The sequence below is a fragment of the Halomonas sp. THAF12 genome (genome assembly GCF_009363675.1).
GTDB classification, from domain to species: Bacteria; Pseudomonadota; Gammaproteobacteria; order Pseudomonadales; family Halomonadaceae; genus Halomonas; species Halomonas smyrnensis.
The window spans coordinates 871,917-888,504 of record NZ_CP045399.1; the positions used below are offsets into that span (position 1 = coordinate 871,917).

At 68.1% G+C, this 16,588-nt stretch carries 15 protein-coding genes; 12 read left to right on the top strand and 3 right to left on the bottom strand.

Annotated features, from left to right (window positions below; all coding sequences use genetic code 11):
- Positions 1-75: 75 nt before the first annotated feature.
- Positions 76-1,050: a malate dehydrogenase gene (locus FIU88_RS03940; protein ID WP_016856146.1), complete on the top strand. Its 975-nt coding sequence runs from the start codon at positions 76-78 to the stop codon at positions 1,048-1,050.
- A 126-nt stretch (positions 1,051-1,176) separates the two neighbouring features.
- Here FIU88_RS03940 and FIU88_RS03945 read toward each other — a convergent pair whose 3' ends face one another.
- Positions 1,177-1,833: an HAD family phosphatase gene (locus FIU88_RS03945; RefSeq protein ID WP_016856145.1), complete on the bottom strand. Its 657-nt coding sequence runs from the start codon at positions 1,831-1,833 to the stop codon at positions 1,177-1,179.
- 165 nt (positions 1,834-1,998) lie between these two features.
- Here FIU88_RS03945 and FIU88_RS03950 point away from each other — a divergent pair, with 165 nt between their 5' ends.
- Together FIU88_RS03950 and ptsP are read left to right on the top strand one after the other, a co-directional pair.
- Positions 1,999-2,493 (top strand): RNA pyrophosphohydrolase, encoded by a 495-nt coding sequence (locus FIU88_RS03950; protein WP_040478547.1) that lies wholly within the window; start codon positions 1,999-2,001, stop codon positions 2,491-2,493.
- Positions 2,494-2,568: 75 nt separating this feature from the next.
- Positions 2,569-4,833: a phosphoenolpyruvate--protein phosphotransferase gene (gene ptsP / locus FIU88_RS03955; RefSeq protein ID WP_152480117.1), complete on the top strand. Its 2,265-nt coding sequence runs from the start codon at positions 2,569-2,571 to the stop codon at positions 4,831-4,833.
- 8 nt (positions 4,834-4,841) lie between these two features.
- Here ptsP and FIU88_RS03960 read toward each other — a convergent pair whose 3' ends face one another.
- A complete protein-coding gene (locus FIU88_RS03960) occupies positions 4,842-5,636 on the bottom strand; it encodes an NRDE family protein (protein WP_152478271.1) in 795 nt (264 codons plus the stop codon).
- Positions 5,637-5,744: 108 nt separating this feature from the next.
- Here FIU88_RS03960 and FIU88_RS03965 point away from each other — a divergent pair, with 108 nt between their 5' ends.
- From FIU88_RS03965 to FIU88_RS04000, 8 genes are all read left to right on the top strand, one after another.
- Positions 5,745-6,899: a response regulator gene (locus FIU88_RS03965; RefSeq protein WP_172977654.1), complete on the top strand. Its 1,155-nt coding sequence runs from the start codon at positions 5,745-5,747 to the stop codon at positions 6,897-6,899.
- Entirely contained in the window at positions 6,896-7,690 is a 795-nt protein-coding gene (locus tag FIU88_RS03970) for a sulfite exporter TauE/SafE family protein (RefSeq protein ID WP_016856139.1), read from the top strand. Before FIU88_RS03965 ends, FIU88_RS03970 begins: the two co-directional genes overlap by 4 nt.
- Positions 7,691-7,759: 69 nt before the next feature.
- Positions 7,760-8,560 (top strand): prolipoprotein diacylglyceryl transferase, encoded by an 801-nt coding sequence (gene lgt / locus FIU88_RS03975; RefSeq protein WP_152478273.1) that lies wholly within the window; start codon positions 7,760-7,762, stop codon positions 8,558-8,560.
- 78 nt (positions 8,561-8,638) lie between these two features.
- On the top strand, positions 8,639-9,466 hold the full coding sequence (locus FIU88_RS03980; protein ID WP_152478274.1) for a thymidylate synthase: 828 nt from the start codon (positions 8,639-8,641) through the stop codon (positions 9,464-9,466).
- On the top strand, positions 9,463-10,002 hold the full coding sequence (locus FIU88_RS03985; RefSeq protein ID WP_016856136.1) for a dihydrofolate reductase: 540 nt from the start codon (positions 9,463-9,465) through the stop codon (positions 10,000-10,002). The genes FIU88_RS03980 and FIU88_RS03985 overlap by 4 nt, the downstream gene beginning before the upstream one ends.
- An 87-nt stretch (positions 10,003-10,089) precedes the next feature.
- The gene (locus FIU88_RS03990; protein ID WP_253742704.1) at positions 10,090-11,115 is read left to right on the top strand and encodes a ProQ/FINO family protein; all 1,026 of its coding nucleotides are present in this window, start codon (positions 10,090-10,092) and stop codon (positions 11,113-11,115) included.
- A 478-nt stretch (positions 11,116-11,593) separates the two neighbouring features.
- A complete protein-coding gene (locus tag FIU88_RS03995) occupies positions 11,594-12,700 on the top strand; it encodes a porin (RefSeq protein ID WP_152478275.1) in 1,107 nt (368 codons plus the stop codon).
- A 100-nt stretch (positions 12,701-12,800) separates the two neighbouring features.
- Positions 12,801-13,862 carry a hypothetical protein gene (locus FIU88_RS04000; protein WP_152478276.1) on the top strand — a complete coding sequence of 354 codons (1,062 nt, stop codon included), beginning with the start codon at positions 12,801-12,803 and terminating at the stop codon, positions 13,860-13,862.
- 52 nt (positions 13,863-13,914) lie between these two features.
- Here the strand turns inward: FIU88_RS04000 and FIU88_RS04005 are convergent, their stop codons facing one another.
- Positions 13,915-14,133 carry a hypothetical protein gene (locus FIU88_RS04005; protein WP_016856131.1) on the bottom strand — a complete coding sequence of 73 codons (219 nt, stop codon included), beginning with the start codon at positions 14,131-14,133 and terminating at the stop codon, positions 13,915-13,917.
- Between the two features lie 340 nt (positions 14,134-14,473).
- Between FIU88_RS04005 and FIU88_RS04010 the strand changes: the two genes are divergently transcribed.
- A complete protein-coding gene (locus FIU88_RS04010; RefSeq protein WP_152478277.1) occupies positions 14,474-16,480 on the top strand; it encodes a diguanylate cyclase in 2,007 nt (668 codons plus the stop codon).
- The last annotated feature ends 108 nt before the right edge of the window (positions 16,481-16,588 follow it).

Genomic DNA, 16,588 nt, shown 5'->3' on the forward strand with positions numbered 1-16,588 from the left:
TCCCTCGGTTTTGATCCTGGCCGGGCCGCCCAGGCGCCCCGGCCGATCCTCACGGCGACAACCGAAGGAGCCACGATGAAAGACCCCGTCCGTATTGCCATTACCGGCGCTGCCGGCCAGATCAGCTACTCCCTGGCGTTCCGCATCGCCTCCGGCGACATGCTCGGCAAGGACCAACCGGTCATCCTGCAGCTGCTCGAGATCACGCCGGCCATGGATGCGCTCAACGGTGTGGTGATGGAGCTCAACGACTGCGCCTTCCCGCTGGTGCAGGACATCGTCGCCTCCGACGACCCCAACGTCGCCTTCAAGGATGCCGATTTCGCCCTGCTGGTCGGCGCCCGTCCGCGCGGTCCGGGCATGGAGCGCAAGGACCTGCTGGAAGCCAACGCCGCGATCTTCTCCGCCCAGGGCAAGGCCCTGAACGACGTCGCCAGCCGCGACGTGCGCGTGCTGGTGGTGGGCAACCCGGCCAACACCAACGCCCTGATCGCGTCCTGCAACGCGCCGGACCTCGATGCCGGCCAGTTCACCGCGATGATGCGTCTGGACCACAACCGCGCCCTGACCCAGCTGGCCCAGAAGACCGGCAAGCACAGCACCGACGTCGATTCGATGATCGTGTGGGGCAACCACAGTGCCACCCAGTATCCGGACCTGGCCCACTGCAAGGTCGATGGCAAGCCGGCCCTCGAACTGGTCGAGCGCGACTGGTACGAGAACGACTTCATCCCCACCGTGCAGCAGCGCGGCGCGGCCATCATCAAGGCCCGCGGTGCTTCCTCCGCCGCGTCCGCGGCGTCCGCGGCCATCGACCACATGCGTGACTGGGCGCTGGGCAGCGACGGCATCGTCAGCATGGGCATCCCGGCCGACGGCAGCTACGGCATCGAGCCGGGCATCATGTATTCCTACCCGGTGGTCTGCAAGGACGGCAAGTACGAGATCGTGCAGGACCTGGCGGTCGACGACTTCAGCCGCGAGCGCATGACCGCCACCGAGAACGAGCTGCGCGAAGAGCGCGCCGCGGTGGAGCACCTGCTGGGCTGAGCGCCGAGCGACAAGCGCCGAGTGACAAGAAAACCCGAAGGCCATGGCCTTCGGGTTTTTCTTTTGCTTCCAGCCGTTTCACGCCGTCGCCTTGCCGTCTGCGGTTCCCGGCGACGCCGGGCCGGCTCAGTCGCGCAGGCTGATGATCCGCCAGTCGCGCCGCTCGGCGGCCTCGCGCAGCGAGGCGTCCGGGTCCACGGCCACCGGGTGGTCGACGAGCTCCAGCAGCGGCAGGTCGTTGTGGGAGTCGCTGTAGAACCAGGCGCCGTGCAGCGAGAGCTCGCGCTGCTCGAGCCACTGCTCCAGGCGCGTCACCTTGCCTTCGCGGAAGCTGGGCACGCCGCTGACGCGGCCGGTGTAGCGGCCGTCGACCATTTCCGGCTCCACGGCGATCAGGTCGTCGACGCCCAGGCGCTCGGCGATCGGGCCGGTGATGAAGCGGTTGGTGGCGGTGACGATCAGCAGGGTGTCGCCGCTGGCCCGGTGGCGCGCGATCAGCTCCTCGCCGCGGGGCAGGATGTGCGGCTCGATCTTGCTGGCCATGAACTGCTGGTGCCACGCCGCCAGCTGCGCCGGGGAGTTCTCGGCCAGCGGCTTGAGCGCCACCGCCAGGAACTCGCCCATGTCCAGGGTGCCGGCCTCGTAGTCGGCCATGAAGCGGTCGTTGGCCTCCTTGTAGGCCACCGGGTCCACGGCGCCCTGCTCGAGCAGGAATTCTCCCCAGGCGTGGTCGCTGTCGATGGAGAGCAGGGTGTTGTCCAGGTCGAAGATGGCGAGGCTCACGGCTTTCCTCTTGTCGGTCGGGTCGCATCGTTGTCGGGGGCACGTCGAGCTGGCGATTATGGCAGAAGCGCCGGCCCCCTACGAGCGTGGCCCCATTGGCGTATTGATACGTTTCACGGCCTTGTGGAAGAATGCAGTGAAGACTGGATTCATAAGGTGAAGTCCGTGATCGACGCAGATGGCTTTCGCCCCAACGTTGGCATCATCCTCGCCAACGACGCAGGGCAACTGCTATGGGCGCGTCGCGTAGGGCAGAACGCCTGGCAGTTTCCCCAGGGAGGCATCAAGGCGAACGAAACACCCCAACAGGCACTGTTTCGCGAACTTTACGAGGAGGTCGGCCTGACCGCCGACGACGTCGAGGTGCTTGCCTGTACTCGAGGCTGGTTGCGCTACCGCCTACCGCGCCGCATGGTGAGAACCCGTTCCCGGCCGGTATGCATCGGCCAGAAGCAGAAGTGGTTCCTGCTCAGGATCCGCTGTGGCGAGACCCGTATCAGCATGGATGGCGGTGCGGCCAAGCCGGAATTCGATGGCTGGCGCTGGGTCAGCTACTGGTATCCGCTGGGCCAGGTGGTGCCCTTCAAGCGCGAGGTCTACCGGCGCGCGCTGCGCGAGCTGTCGCCGCGCGCCCAGCGCCTCGCCCTGGGGCATGGCTGACGCCACGACACGCGCCGGGGACGGCCCCGGCAATACCCTCAGCGAGGCATAACGACAATGGACAGCAAGACGCCGATGCTCGAGGTGCTGCGCCGCATCATCCTGGAGGTCAACGGGGCTCGCAATCTGGAGGCCGCCCTGTCGACCATGGTGCGGCGCATCCGCAAGGCCATGCGCACCGACGTATGCTCCTTCTACCTCTTCGACACCCAGCTCGACCGCCTGGTGCTGATGGAGACCATCGGCCTGCGGACCCAGGCCGTGGGCCACGTGAGCCTGCCGATCGGGGAGGGGCTGGTCGGGCTGGTGGCCCAGCGGGAAGAGCCCCTCAATCTGGAAGATGCCCGCGCCCATCCCTTCTTCCGCTATTTCGAGACCACCGGCGAGGAACGCTATTCCAGCTTCCTCGGCGTGCCGATCATCCACCAGCGCCGCATGCTCGGCGTGCTGGTGGTGCAGCAGTCCGACAAGCGCCGCTTCGACGAGGCCGACGAGGCCTTCCTGGTCACCATGGCTGCCCAGCTGGCCGGGGTGCTGGCCCATGCGCTGGCCACCGGCAGCCTGACCCGGCCGTCGCTGCCCGGTGGTCAGGCCACCTTCACCGGGGTCGCCGCCTCGCCGGGCATGGCCATCGGCGAGGCGGTGGTGATCGCGCCGCCGGCCGATCTCGACAGCGTGCCCGACCTCATCCCCACCGACGAGGAATACGAGATCGCGCGCCTCAAGGAGGCGATCGGCCGGGTCCGTGACGAGATCCGTGCGGCGGGCGAGCGCCTGGCCAATCGCATCTCCGCCCAGGAGCTGGCGCTGTTCGACGTCTATCAGCAGATGCTGGGCGAGGAGGCGCTGTTCCAGGAGGTGGTCAAGCGCATCCGCGAGGGGCAGTGGGCCCCCGGGGCGCTGGCCGACGTGGTGCGTCGCCATGTGCAGTACCTGGAGCGAGTGAACGACGACTACCTGCGCGAGCGCGCGGCCGACGTGCGCGACCTGGGGCGTCGGGTGCTGGCCCACCTTCAGGAAAACACCTCCGCGACGCCCGATGTGTATCCCGAGCGCACCGTGCTGGTCAGCGACGAGATCAGCGTGGCCATGCTCGGCGAGGTGCCGCGGGACAAGCTGGCGGGCATCGTCTCGGTGCGCGGCTCCAGCACCGCCCACGTGGCGATCGTGGCGCGCGCCATGGGCATTCCCACCGTGCTGGGCATGGTCGATCTGCCGCTGCCGCGGCTCAACGGCGCCCGGCTGGTGCTCGATGGGCACCGCGGGCGGCTGTTCGTGCGCCCGAGCCCCGATATCGAGAGCCACTACGAGGGGCTGATCGAGGAGGAGCGGGCGCTCTCCGAGCTGCTAGAGAACGAGCAGGACCTGCCCAGTCGCACCCCGGACGGTCACGACGTGCCGCTGCTGGTCAATACCGGCCTGGCGGTGGATGCCATGGCGTCGCTCAAGTCGCGCATCGCCGGGGTGGGGCTGTATCGCACCGAAGTGCCGTTCATGATCACCGAGCGCTTCCCCGGCGAGCAGGAGCAGACCAAACTCTACCGCGAGCAGCTCGAGGGCTTCGCGCCGCTGCCGGTGGTGATGCGCACCCTGGACATCGGCGGCGACAAGGACCTGCCGTACTTTCCCATCGAGGAGGCCAACCCCTTCCTCGGCTGGCGCGGCATCCGTGTCACCCTCGATCACCCCGAGGTGCTGATGGTCCAGCTGCGGGCCATGCTCCGCGCCTCCCAGGGCCTCGACAACCTGCAGATCCTGCTGCCGATGATCACCAATGTCGACGAGGTCGATGATGCGTTGAAGCTGCTGGACCGGGCCATTCGCGAGCTCGGCGAGGACGGCGTCCAGGTGGTCAGGCCGCGGGTCGGGGCGATGCTGGAGGTGCCGGCGACCCTCTATCAGCTCGATGCGCTGGCCGAGCGGGTGGACTTCTTCTCGGTCGGCAGCAACGACCTGACCCAGTACCTGCTGGCGGTGGATCGCAACAATCCACGGGTGGCGGAGCTCTACGATGCCTGCCATCCGGCGGTGCTGTCGGCCATGGCGCGACTGGCGCGGGAGGCGTCGGCGCTGGAGGTGCCGATCTCGGTGTGCGGCGAGCTGGCCGCGGACCCGGCCGGTGCCCTGCTGCTGATGGGCATGGGCTTCGATGCCCTGTCGATGAACGCGCCGAGCCTGCCCAAGGTGCGCGCCGCCATCCGCCGCGTCAGTCAGACGTCGGCGCAGGCGCTGGTCGAGGAAGTGCTGGCCGAGGCCTCGCCGCTGGGCGTACGGCGCTGCCTGGAAGCGCGTATGAACGAGTGGCAACTCGCTCACCTGCTGCCGCCCAAGGACGCCTGACGCCGGCCTCAGCCTCTGCAGGCCTCGGACAGCGGTGGCGTGTCGAGCGTCATTTGCGTGTCGCCGAGCGTGACGCCGCCGGGGCCGAAGCGTCGCTCACCGAGGGTCAGCCGACCGTCGGCTCGCCACTCCAGCCAGCTGGTGGCCCGGGTGCCATAGTCCGGGCCGACGATGAACGCCGCCGAGAGGCGGCGTTCGAGTTCCTGCCCCACGCCGGTGTCCGGCAGCCGCGCCTCCTCGGCCTCGCGCGAGTCGGCGAGAGGCGTCAGCGCATCCTCCGGCCAGCGGCCATCTTCCAGGCTGTGTTCGAGTCCGCGGCGGGCGGCCAGCAGCTTCGGCCAGGGGGTATCCCGCTCGGCGTTGGAGAGGCCATGCAGGCCGGTGGTCAGGCGTTCGAGCCGCACCTTGTCGCGCCCCCGGTGCAGATACCACAGCCGCCGGCCGTCGCCGGTCAGCAGGTTGAAGCCGGCGTAGCGCCGGGCGCCGCCGTCGGCGAGCGCGGTCAGCCAGCCCTCGAGGTCATTGCACTCGAGCGCCGAGCGCACCAGGTCGCCTCGGCTGGGGGCGTCGTCGGGCGCGTCGAGGAGGGGATCGCGCACGTTGGTCACCGCGGCGAAGCGGCCGCGCCGGTGCACGGCGAGCCAGCCGCCTCCGGCCTCGAGGTCGCGGCCGCCGACGATGCCAGGAGCGTCGTCCCAGGCGGCCAGCGGCGCAGTGGGACGGGCGTGGAACTCGTCACGATTGGCCACCAGGCGCAGCGCGACGGAGGCATCGGGATGGTGGGCGAGGGCGATCAGGCACATGGCCGCCAGCCTAACCCGGAGGCCGGCGTGCGGAAAGCCCCGTCATGACAGGGCCCGTTCGGCATCGTACACTCTGCTGACGACAATCGACGCGGTACAGGGATGACGATGAGTGTCGAGACAGACAAGGAGCGGGCCTGGTACTGCCTGGTCACCCCCATACTATGGCCGCTGCTGACGCTGCAGGTGGTGATGGTGGGGCTGTGGCTGGCGGTCGGCCTGAGCGGCCGCTGGCTGGTCCTCTCGCCGGCGCCCTGGGGCGATACCTTCTGGTGGCTGCTGGTGCTGCTGGTCGGCAGTGGCCTCAACGTGACGGCCTTCCTGATGCTGCTGCGCCAGCGCCTGCGCGGTGAGGAAGCGAGGGTCGATGCGGCCTTCGCCAGGATCGGTGAGCGCCTGACGGTCGGCGGCGGCGACGATGCCGTCGGCGCTGGGCGTGTCGCCGACCCCGACCTGCCGCTGCATCGACGCCTCGAGAGCGTGGCCGAAGGCTGCGATGCCCTGATCGAGCGCTGGCAGGCCGAGCTCGAGGCCGTGCGCGGCGTGGAGCGCCGGCTCAGCGATGACCTGCAGGCCCAGCAGGGGCGCCTGGCCCGGCTCGAGACCGGGCGCGTGCGTGCCCAGCAGGAATCGCGGCTCAAGTCCGGCTATCTCAGCCATCTTCAGCAGATGCTCAACCCGCTGATGGCCTCCGTGTCGGAGGTGCTGAAGGGGGAGCGCTTCCAGCGCGCCGACGATGAGGCGGAGCGAGAGGCCCTGGAGGGGCTGCGCGAGCGACTGTCGGAGACCGCGGTGCTGCTCGAGAACCTCGGCGACCCCGACCCCCGCGAGGCGGGGGCGCCGATGCCGCCACCTCCGGCGGCCGCCCGGGTGCTGGTCGTCGATGACGGTCCGGTCAACCTGATGCTGGCGCGCAAGGTGCTGGAGGGGCAGGGGCTGGACGTGGTCACCGCCACCAGCGGCCGTGAGGCGCTCGACAACCTCGAAGCGGCGCCCGTCGACCTGGTGTTCCTGGATATCTACATGGCCGACATGGACGGCGTGGCGACCTGTCGCGCCTGGCGGGCCCGCGAGGCCGAGCGGGGCGACGGGGCACGCAGCGTGCTGGTGGCGCTGACCGCCAACGCCGGCGAGGCGGACCGGCAGCGTTTCCGCGAGGCCGGCATGGACGACTACCTGGCCAAGCCCTATCGGCCCCAGGATCTGCTGGATCGGGTCGATCACTGGCTGCCCGGGCGGCTGGCGCGGGAGGAGGAGGCATGAGTGCGCTGCTGATCTGGGCGGGCTATGTGCTGCTGGGCGGCCTGGCCGGCACCCTGGCGGGGCTGTTCGGCATCGGCGGCGGGCTGGTCATCGTGCCGGCGCTGGTGTTCGCCTTCGAGCTGCAGGGCGTGGCGCCCGAGGTGATCATGCATCTGGCCGTGGGCACCTCGCTGTCGACCATCGTGGTGACCGGGTCTTCGTCGGCCTGGGGGCACTATCGACGCGGCAGCGTCCACCGCGGCTGGTTCCTGGCGCTGCTGCCGGGGCTGGTGCTGGGCGCGATCGCCGGGGTGTTCGTCGCCGGCAGCCTGTCCGGCGGCGCCCTGGGCACGCTGTTCGGCGTCTTCCTGATGGCGGTGGCCGCGAAGATGGCGCTGGGACGCGGCCCGCGCCCCGGGCAGCTGCAGCCCGGCCGCGGCGCGATGGCGCTGGCCGGGGTGGTGATCGGCGGCGTGTCGGCGCTGTTCGGCATCGGCGGCGGCACCCTGAGCGTGCCCTGGCTGACCCGCTGCGGCGCCCCCATGACCCGCGCCGTCGGCACCTCCTCGGCCTGTGGCCTGCCGATCGCCGCCTTCGGGGCGGCGACCTTCATCGTGGTCGGCTGGGGCCAGCCCGAGCTGCCCGCGGGGGCCATGGGCTACGTGATGCTGCCGGCCCTTCTCGGCATCGTGATCGCCAGCGTGCCCTTCGCCCGGGTCGGCGTGAAGCTGGCGCATCGCCTGCCCGCGCGTCTGCTGCGCCTGGCCTTCGCCGGCCTGCTGGTGCTGGTCGGCCTCAAGTTCCTGCTATGATCGCGGCCGCGGCGCCGCCGCGGCCGGTCTCCTGATCGTCATTCCTTCCCCGCATCGTTCGAGGCTTTCATGCTGCGCTACCCCGATATCGATCCCGTGGCCATTTCGCTCGGGCCGCTCCAGGTTCACTGGTACGGCCTGATGTACGTCATCGGCTTCCTCGCCGCCTGGTGGCTGGGGCGCCGCCGCGCGCCTCGCATCGGCCTGAACGGCGACGACGTGGGCGACCTGATCTTCTGTGCCGCGCTGGGCGTGGTGCTCGGTGGGCGGCTGGGCTATGCGCTGTTCTACGGCCTCGACCAGTGGCTGGCCGACCCGCTGTGGATCCTGCGCGTCTGGGACGGCGGCATGAGCTTCCATGGCGGCCTGATCGGCGTGCTGCTGGCCTCGCTCTACTTCGCCCGCAAGAAGCAACTGGCGTTCTTCACCCTCACCGACTTCGTCGCGCCGCTGGTGCCGATCGGCCTGGGCGCGGGGCGCATCGGCAACTTCATCAACCACGAGCTGCCGGGCCGGGTCACCGAGCTGCCCTGGGGGCTGGTGTTCCCCGGTCAGGGGCCGGAGCCGCGTCATCCGTCGTCGCTGTATGAGGCGGTGCTGGAGGGGGCGGTGCTGTTCGCGGTGCTGTGGTGGGTCTCGGCCACGCCGCGGCGTCGCGGCCTGGTCTCGGGGCTGTTCCTGACCCTCTACGGCGTGTTCCGCTTCGGCGTGGAGTTCGTGCGCCGCCCGGACCCGCAGCTCGGCTTCATCGCCTTCGACTGGCTGACCATGGGCATGCTGCTGTCGCTGCCGATGATCATCGCCGGGGCGGCACTGATGGCCTGGTCCCGCGGCCGGCCGGTGGATGCCAGGGTCGACGCCGAGTCGTGACCACAGCGGGGCGGTGGCCGCTATGGGCGGCCACCGCCCGGGCATGTAGAATGTGTGGCCCATTTTCAGCCGTCGACCATGCCCGTGACCGCCAACGCCCTTCCCGCCCTCGAACAGCCCTATCTGGACCTGATGCGCGCCGTGCTCGATCACGGCGTGGAGCGTGACGACCGCACCGGCGTCGGCACCCGCTCGCTGTTCGGCCACCAGATGCGCTTCGATCTGTCCCGCGGCTTCCCGCTCGTCACCACCAAGAAGCTGCACCTGCGCTCGATCATCCACGAGCTCTTGTGGTTCCTGGCCGGCGATACCAACATCGCCTACCTCAAGGACAACGGGGTGCGCATCTGGGACGAGTGGGCCGACGAAAACGGCGAACTGGGCCCGGTCTATGGCTACCAGTGGCGCAGCTGGCCGGACCCGCGCGGCGGCCACGTCGACCAGATCGCCCACCTGCTCGAGCAGCTGCGGACCAACCCGCGCTCGCGGCGGCTGATCGTCTCGGCCTGGAATCCGGCGCTGGTCGACGAGATGGCGCTGCCGCCGTGCCACTGCCTGTTTCAGTTCTACGTGGCCGACGGCAGGCTCTCCTGCCAGCTCTACCAGCGCAGCGCCGACATCTTCCTGGGCGTGCCCTTCAACATCGCCAGCTATGCGCTGCTGACGCAGATGATCGCCCGGGTCGCGGGCCTCGAGCCCGGCGACTTCGTGCATACCCTGGGCGACGCCCATCTCTACCTGAATCACCTCGACCAGGCCCGGGAGCAGCTGTCGCGTGACCCGCGCCCGGCGCCGCGACTGGTGCTCGACCCGAGCGTGACCGATCTGTTCGACTTCCGCTTCGAGCACATCGCCATCGAGGACTACGATCCGCATCCCCACATCAAGGCAGAGGTGGCCGTATGAACGACGATACGCTCGTCCCGGTGGCGATGATCGCCGCGCTGTCCGCGAACCGCGTCATCGGCGTGGACAACCAGCTGCCCTGGTACCTGCCCGAGGACCTGAAGTTCTTCAAGCGCATGACCCAGGCCAAGCCGCTGGTCATGGGCCGCAAGACGTTCGAGTCCATTGGCCGGCCGCTGCCCGGGCGGCTCAACATCGTCGTCACCCGCGATCCCGCCTTCCAGCCCGAGGGTGTGCGTGTCTGCCACGACCTGGACGCGGCGCTGGCGCTGGCCGACCGGCAGGCCACCATCGACGGCGTCGACGAGATCATGGTGATGGGGGGCGGTCAGATCTACGCCCAGGCGCTGCCGAAGGCGAGCCGGCTCTACCTGACCGAGGTGGGCGTCGAGGTGGAGGGCGATGCCCGCTTCCCCGAGCTGGACGCGGCCGAGTGGGAAGAGCGCCAGCGCGTGCCGGGGCAGCCCGCAGAAGGGCAGCCGGCCTATGACTTCGTGCAATACCAGCGCCGGGGTTTGCCAGACTCCCCGGAGTGACACAGACTGACGACTGGCGCCGCCGGCCTGCGGGTCGATCGCGCGAAGGATGTTGTCTTCCCCCGGGCATGCATGGAGGATCCGGAGTTGATCGATGAACGCCCCCGTCGTCTGCTGACGGCCCTGGAATCTCGCCTCGACGCCCTGCTCGAGGCGCGCGCCGAGGATCGGGTGCAGCATCAGGCCCTGCAGACCCGGCTGGCCGAGCTGGAGCAGGGCCGTCAGGCCCTGGAGGCGCGCAACGCCGAGCTGCAGGCGAGAGCCGAGGCGGCTCAGACGCAGCGCGATGAGCTGGAAGGCCGTCTCAAGGCGGTCGAGGCGATGCTGGTCGAGTCCGAGGAGGCGAGGCTGGAGCTGGCCGAGGAAAATCGCGAGCTCGACGAGCAGAGCCGCGAGCTCGAGGCTCACGGCCGGCGGCTTCAGGCTCGGCTCGACGAGAAGGGGGCGGAACCTTCCGAGACGCCGCATCGTCAGGCCAGGGGGCTCTCCGCCCTGATGAATCATCATCGTGCCGCGACGCCCGCCGCCGACAAGGCTGAGGAGGCCGATGAGCAGAATGCGGCCCCTGCGCCGCCGGCCGGTGAGCCTGCCGAGCCGGAGGCGCCATCGCCCCAGGCGCTGCTGGCGCAGTGGTATCAGCGCTACGGCGATGCCTTCTTCAAGGGCCATACCCGGCCGCTCAAGGTCGGCATTCACGAGGACCTCAGCGCCCTCGAGCCCTGGCCCGTGAAGCTGGTGCGCCGTGCGCTGGCCTGCTACGTGAACCTGCCGCGCTATCTCAAGTCGGTGCGCGAGGGCGCCGAGCGCATCGACCTCGAGGGTGCGCCTGCCGGCAGCGTCGATCGCGGTGCCGCCGATCATGCCCACAGGAAGCTGGAGAAGCTCCAGGCCGAGCGTCAGCGCAAGCCGGCCAGGCCCCGCAAGAAGCCGCACAAGTCGCGCAATGATCCGCCTTCATCCCCTGCCTCGACGGGCGACGCCCAAGCGTCCGATCCCGCGACGCCTCCCCCTTCCCGAGCCGCCGCCGTGGAGCCTTCTCCTCCGGACGAGCCCGCCGACGATCGGCTTCACCGCAAGCTCGGTGAGCTGATGGCCCGCCACAACGCGCGTTGAACTCATCCCCGCCAGCGTTGACGCTGGCGGGGCATTGCGTCGTTTGTCTGACTTGAAACCGTCATATCGCCGCGGCATGATGAGTTCGCTCATCGCTACCGAACACTGTTTTAGGACAGGTTGAATCGTGGCGTGATGCACCGACGTCATGTCTGGTCTGACGAAGGTGGCGGCGGTGGGGCGTCATGAGGCGCCTTGGCCGCGATCGTGGTGGGAACGGGCGGCGATCGGGTGATGTAACGAAGGAAAACAGTGTTTTTTTCTTGTTGCGCTCCCGTAAATCCCGGTATAGAGTTCCTTCTGCGAGCATTGGACTATAACAAGGTTTCGCCGTGGTCAGGCTCGCTGCTGCCGCTCCCCCGAGAGGGACCGAGCACCAACGAGAACCGGCAACAAGACCGGCAAACCCGCCGCAAAGACTCGAAAAGAGCGCGCGGACATCGATCGAAACAGCAAGCTAGTCAAAAGGATTATCGCAATGAAAAAGACACTGTTAGCGACTGCCATCGCCGGTGCCATGGCCGCCTCCGGCGCCCAGGCCGCCACCGTCTACAACCAGGACGGCACCAAGCTCGACATCTACGGCAACATCCAGCTTGCCTACACCGACATCGACAATGCGGATGGCGAAAGCGAAGACGGCATCGGTGATAACGGCACCACCTTCGGCTTCGCCGCCGAGCACGTCATCTACGACGGCCTGACCGGCTACCTGAAGCTCGAGTTCGACGACATCAAAGCCGACGAAATGGCTACCGCCACTGATGACGACGATGCCGGCGATACCGCCTATATCGGCCTGAAGGGCAACTTCGGTGACGTGCGTCTCGGCTCCTACGACCAGCTGATCGACGACTGGATCCAGGATCCGCTGACCAACAACGAGTACTTCGACGCCTCCGACTCCACCGGTAGCCGTCATGGCCATGGTGATGGCAGCGACCAGCAGACCGACAAGATCACCTACACCTCGCCGTCCTTCGGTGGCCTGCAGTTCGCCGTCGGTACCCAGTACAAGGGTGATACCGATTCCTTCGACAGCCGTGCCGACCAGGGCAGCAGCAACGCCTCCTTCTTCGGTGGCGCCAAGTACACCGTGGGCGCCTTCTCCATCGCCGCGGTCTACGACAACCTGGACAACGTCGTTTACACCGACGCGAACGGCGACGTCGACAGTGTTGGCGACCAGTACGGCATCACCGCCCAGTACACCATCGACACCCTGCGCCTGGCCGTGAAGGCGGAGCGCTTCGTCTCCGACGCCGACTCCGATTCAGACGCTGTGGACGGTGACTTCTATGCGCAGGACACCAACTTCTACGGCGTCAGCGCCCGCTACGGTTACGGCATGGGCGACGTCTACGCCGCCTACCAGTACGTCGACGTGGGCGCCAATGATTTCGCCGACGAGGTCGAGCAGTCCGTCGAGGACGAGCAGGATCGCGACGAGACCTACAACGAGGTCATCCTGGGCGCCACCTACAACATCTCCGACGCCATGTACACCTGGGCCGAAGTGGCCATGTACGATCAGGAAAACGACGAAGACGACGGCTTCGGCGTGGGCGTGACCTACCTGTTCTAATCCCGCTGGCAGGGGTATCCTGCTGCAGGGTTGATATCGAAAGCCGATCCCCCGGGATCGGCTTTTTTATTGAGGGCAACAAGCGAGCAAGCGAGGTGTTATGAAACGGCCGATCGTGACCGCGAGCCTGCTGGCACTGGGCGTGACACTCTCCGCCGCCCCGGTGCTGGCCAGCGAGATGGAAGAGCGCTTCCGCGAGGAAGGCAAGGGCATGGACCTGACGGGCTTCTTCAATGCCGAGACCGATGCGCACAGCCGCAGCTTCAAGTTCGGTGGCGTCAACGAGCATGCCTTCACGGTGGACGAGGCGGGGCGTTACCGGTTCACCAGTCGGGTAACGTCCGGCTACTCCGATGACTACCGCATCGCTGCGGTGCTCGAGAACGAGCGCGGTGAGGTGATCGCCCGCAGCGAGGCGCTGGGCCAGAACGGCGGCCTGGAGATGCGCCAGCAGCTGGCGCCGGGCGACTATGTGCTGCGCGTGGAGGGGCAGCGCTTCGGCACGCGCGGCAGGGCCGGCGATGGCTTTTCCGTGCATGTGGCCGGGCTGGACGACCAGGGTCGCGTCATCGAGGACAGCGTCAGCGACGGCGAGGGTATCTTCTTCACCGGCCAGAACCGCCAGGGCGGCGATTCCGTCTTCGTGCGCGGCGACGATGCCGTGGCGACCCTCGGCGGCGGCGCCGCGACCTCTCAGGCGGCAACGACCGGCGATTCGGCGTCCGCTGCGGCCGGATCCGCTTCGGCCGGGTCTGCCGTGGCCGGTGCCGCTTCCGGCAGCGTCGACTCGGCGGCAAGCGACACCCGTCAGGCCCGGGAGGCCGAGCCTGCGCAGCGCGCCGGCTTCGAGACCATCGTGACCGACGTGAAGATCCGTGCCCGCGGCGAGGTGCTGACCTTCAACGTGGCCGAGCAGGGCAGCATCGCCATCACCACCTCGACCTTCCCCACCGGCTACGAGGACACCTACCGGATCGAGCTGGAAGTGCTCGACGCCTCGGGCAGCGTGGTGGCCGAGGGCGCCGGTCAGGGCTTCGACGGCGATGTCGACATGACCACCGAGCTGGCCCCGGGGCGCTATCGCATCCGGGTGCAGGGTCAGAAATTCGGTAACGCGCGTGAAGGCGTCAACAACTACGAGCTTCGCGTCGAGAAGCGCTGAGCATCGAACAGAGGGGCGCCGCTCGGCGCCCCGTTCGCTGTCGGCCGGTACGTCAGCTGTCCGTCTCCTCCTCCATCATCATGTGGATCAGCTCCTGGAGCTCCTTCACCTGCTGCTCCAGCGCCTCGACACGATCCTCGGCGGCGGCTTCATCGGCCCGCTGGTTGATCTCGTTCATCTTCTCCTGAAGCACCTCGGAATCCATGGCGTGGGCGGCACCGCCCATCATCAGCATGGTCAGGAAGCCTGCGATCATCATCTTGATGTTCATGGGACACCTCTAGGTTCAGTGGAGTAGGGCACCGGACCCGTCGCCGGGTCTTGCCTGATTAGTGGCACCGCCATCGCCTTCCTTACAGGGTGGTCGAGCCTGATAGTGCCGATACCCGCCGAGCGCCGAACCGAGGTGGGTCGCCAGGCCTCTTCCGCATCGGGCCGGTCGATGCTGTCTCGCCCCGGTTGTTCCGCCTTCCTTCCCGCCTTTCTTACGGCGTCGCCGGCCAACAGCGGGTGCAGGAGGATCGGTGCCCCAAGGCGTCGACAAAAGGGGAGGTCAGAAAACTCCGCGTGGTCTGATAGAGTGGCAGTGGCCCGTCATATGGAGATGATTCGTGCCGTATCCATTCTCGTCCTACCGGCGTCACGCCCAGTCGCTCAAGGGGCGCCTGATGCTGGGGCTGTTGGCTACCTGGATCGTGGTGATGGCCCTGCTGCTCCTGTTCGGCTGGCGAACGGGCGATGACTTGCTGGAGTCCTCCAACAACACGCATCTGCGCTATGAGGCACGGCTGATCGCCGACGACCTGACGAACCAGGCGCAGTCGCGCCTCGGTGCCCTGGAGCGTCTGGGCGCCGAGCTCGATGACGAACAGGGCGCGGCCACCGTCCAGGATCAGCTGCATGGCAACGCTGCCCTGCTGGAGTGGTTCGATCGGCTCGTCGTCATGGGGGGCGACGGCCGCGTGATGGCGGTATGGCCGGAAATGACAGGCACGCAAGGCGTCGACCTGTCATACCGCGACTACTTCCGGCAGGTGCGTGATTTCCGTCAGCCCTACGTCAGCGAACCCTTCGTATCGTTCATGAGCGAAATCCCGATGGTCATGTTCACGGTGCCGCGGCTGGATGCGCAGGGGCGCTTCATGGGGGTGGTCGGGGGTGCCATCCATCTGAACGGCGATCGCCTCTTCCGGCGCCTGGATCGCCTGAGACTGGGCGACCAGGGCTATGCCAGCGTGATGAGTGTTGGCGGCACCTATCTCTATCACCCTGAGGACGACCAGGTGCTGCGCACGGTGCCGGAGGATGAACGGAGCGACGCGCGGTCCCTGGCCCTGCTCGGCTGGGAGGGCGAGGTGCGTGAGCCCTTGCCCGATCACGGCATCGGCTACCGGGCCTATCGCCAGATCTGGCCGGCCAACTGGATCGTCAGCGTGACGCTGCCCCGCGATCAGGTCATGGCGCCGCTGGCGGGCTGGTTGCAGCGCCTGGGGTGGTGGTTCGTGCCGGTCGCCTGCCTGCTGCTGCCGATGATCGGCTGGGTGCTGTGGCTGACGCTTAGGCCGCTCATGCGCCTCGAGCGGCAGATCGAGCAGGTCGGCCGTGGGCTGCGCAAGCGGGTGACGCTGAAGACCCGGATGCACGAGCTTCAGCAGGTGGCGGACACGTTCAACCGCGTCGAGGTGGAGCGCAGTCAGGCGCTGATCAGCCTGCAGCAGCGACAGGCCTTCCTCGACGCGGTGCTGGCCAGCTCGCCCGTCGGCATGTTCGTGACCGACACGGCGGGCAACATGACGTACATGAATCCGGTGCTGATCGAGCTGACCGGCTTCTCGCGGGTCGATGATGCCAGGAGGGAGTGGGCGGCATACGTTCATCCCGATGACCGGGATACCCTGCTGGAGCTCTGGCGGTATCACATGGCGAGTGGCGAGGGCCTCAAGCAGCAGTTCCGCTATTGCCGGCAGGGTGGTGAGCTGCTGTGGCTCGAGGTGCATGCGGGGCCGGTGGCCGACGGGGGCGAGGCGCTGGGCTTCGTCGGCACGGTGAAGGACATCACCGCGCGGCGCGAGGAGGAGGCGATGCGCCAGTGGGAGGCCGAACACGATCCGCTGACGGGGCTGCTCAATCGTCGCGGCTTCGAGCGCCGCCTCGAGGAGGCGCTGGTCGACTGGCGCAAGACGGGCACGCCGTCCTCGCTGATCCTGTTCGATCTGGATCATTTCAAGCCGATCAACGACGAGGGGGGGCATGCCCTCGGCGACGTGATGCTGAGGCGTATTGCCCGGGTGATCGACCGGGAGGTGCGCGGCAGCGATCACGTGGCGCGCCAGGGCGGCGACGAGTTCGCGGTGCTGCTGCCCAGCTGTACGCCGCAGCACGCCGAGAAGATCGCCCGGGCCCTGGTCGATGCCGTGGGACGCGTCGACGTTCAACACGAAGGCCGAACGTATCGGGTCACGCTGAGCCTGGGACTGACCAGCTTGCGTGAGGGCGACCAGCGCATCGCCGCCGTGATCGAACGCGCCGATGCCGCCAGCTATCGTGCCAAGCGGGCAGGTCGCAATCGCGCCGTGGTCTGCCATGAGGCATCGGATGACGGTTCGTTACTGAAGTAAAAATAAGCGTGTGAAGGGGTTGTGCGATCGGCTCGTCGTCTCCATATCCCTGGCAAATCGCGACGCGCGCCAAGGGGTGTCCGGAGGCTCCCGGCGTCGCGATGCCGC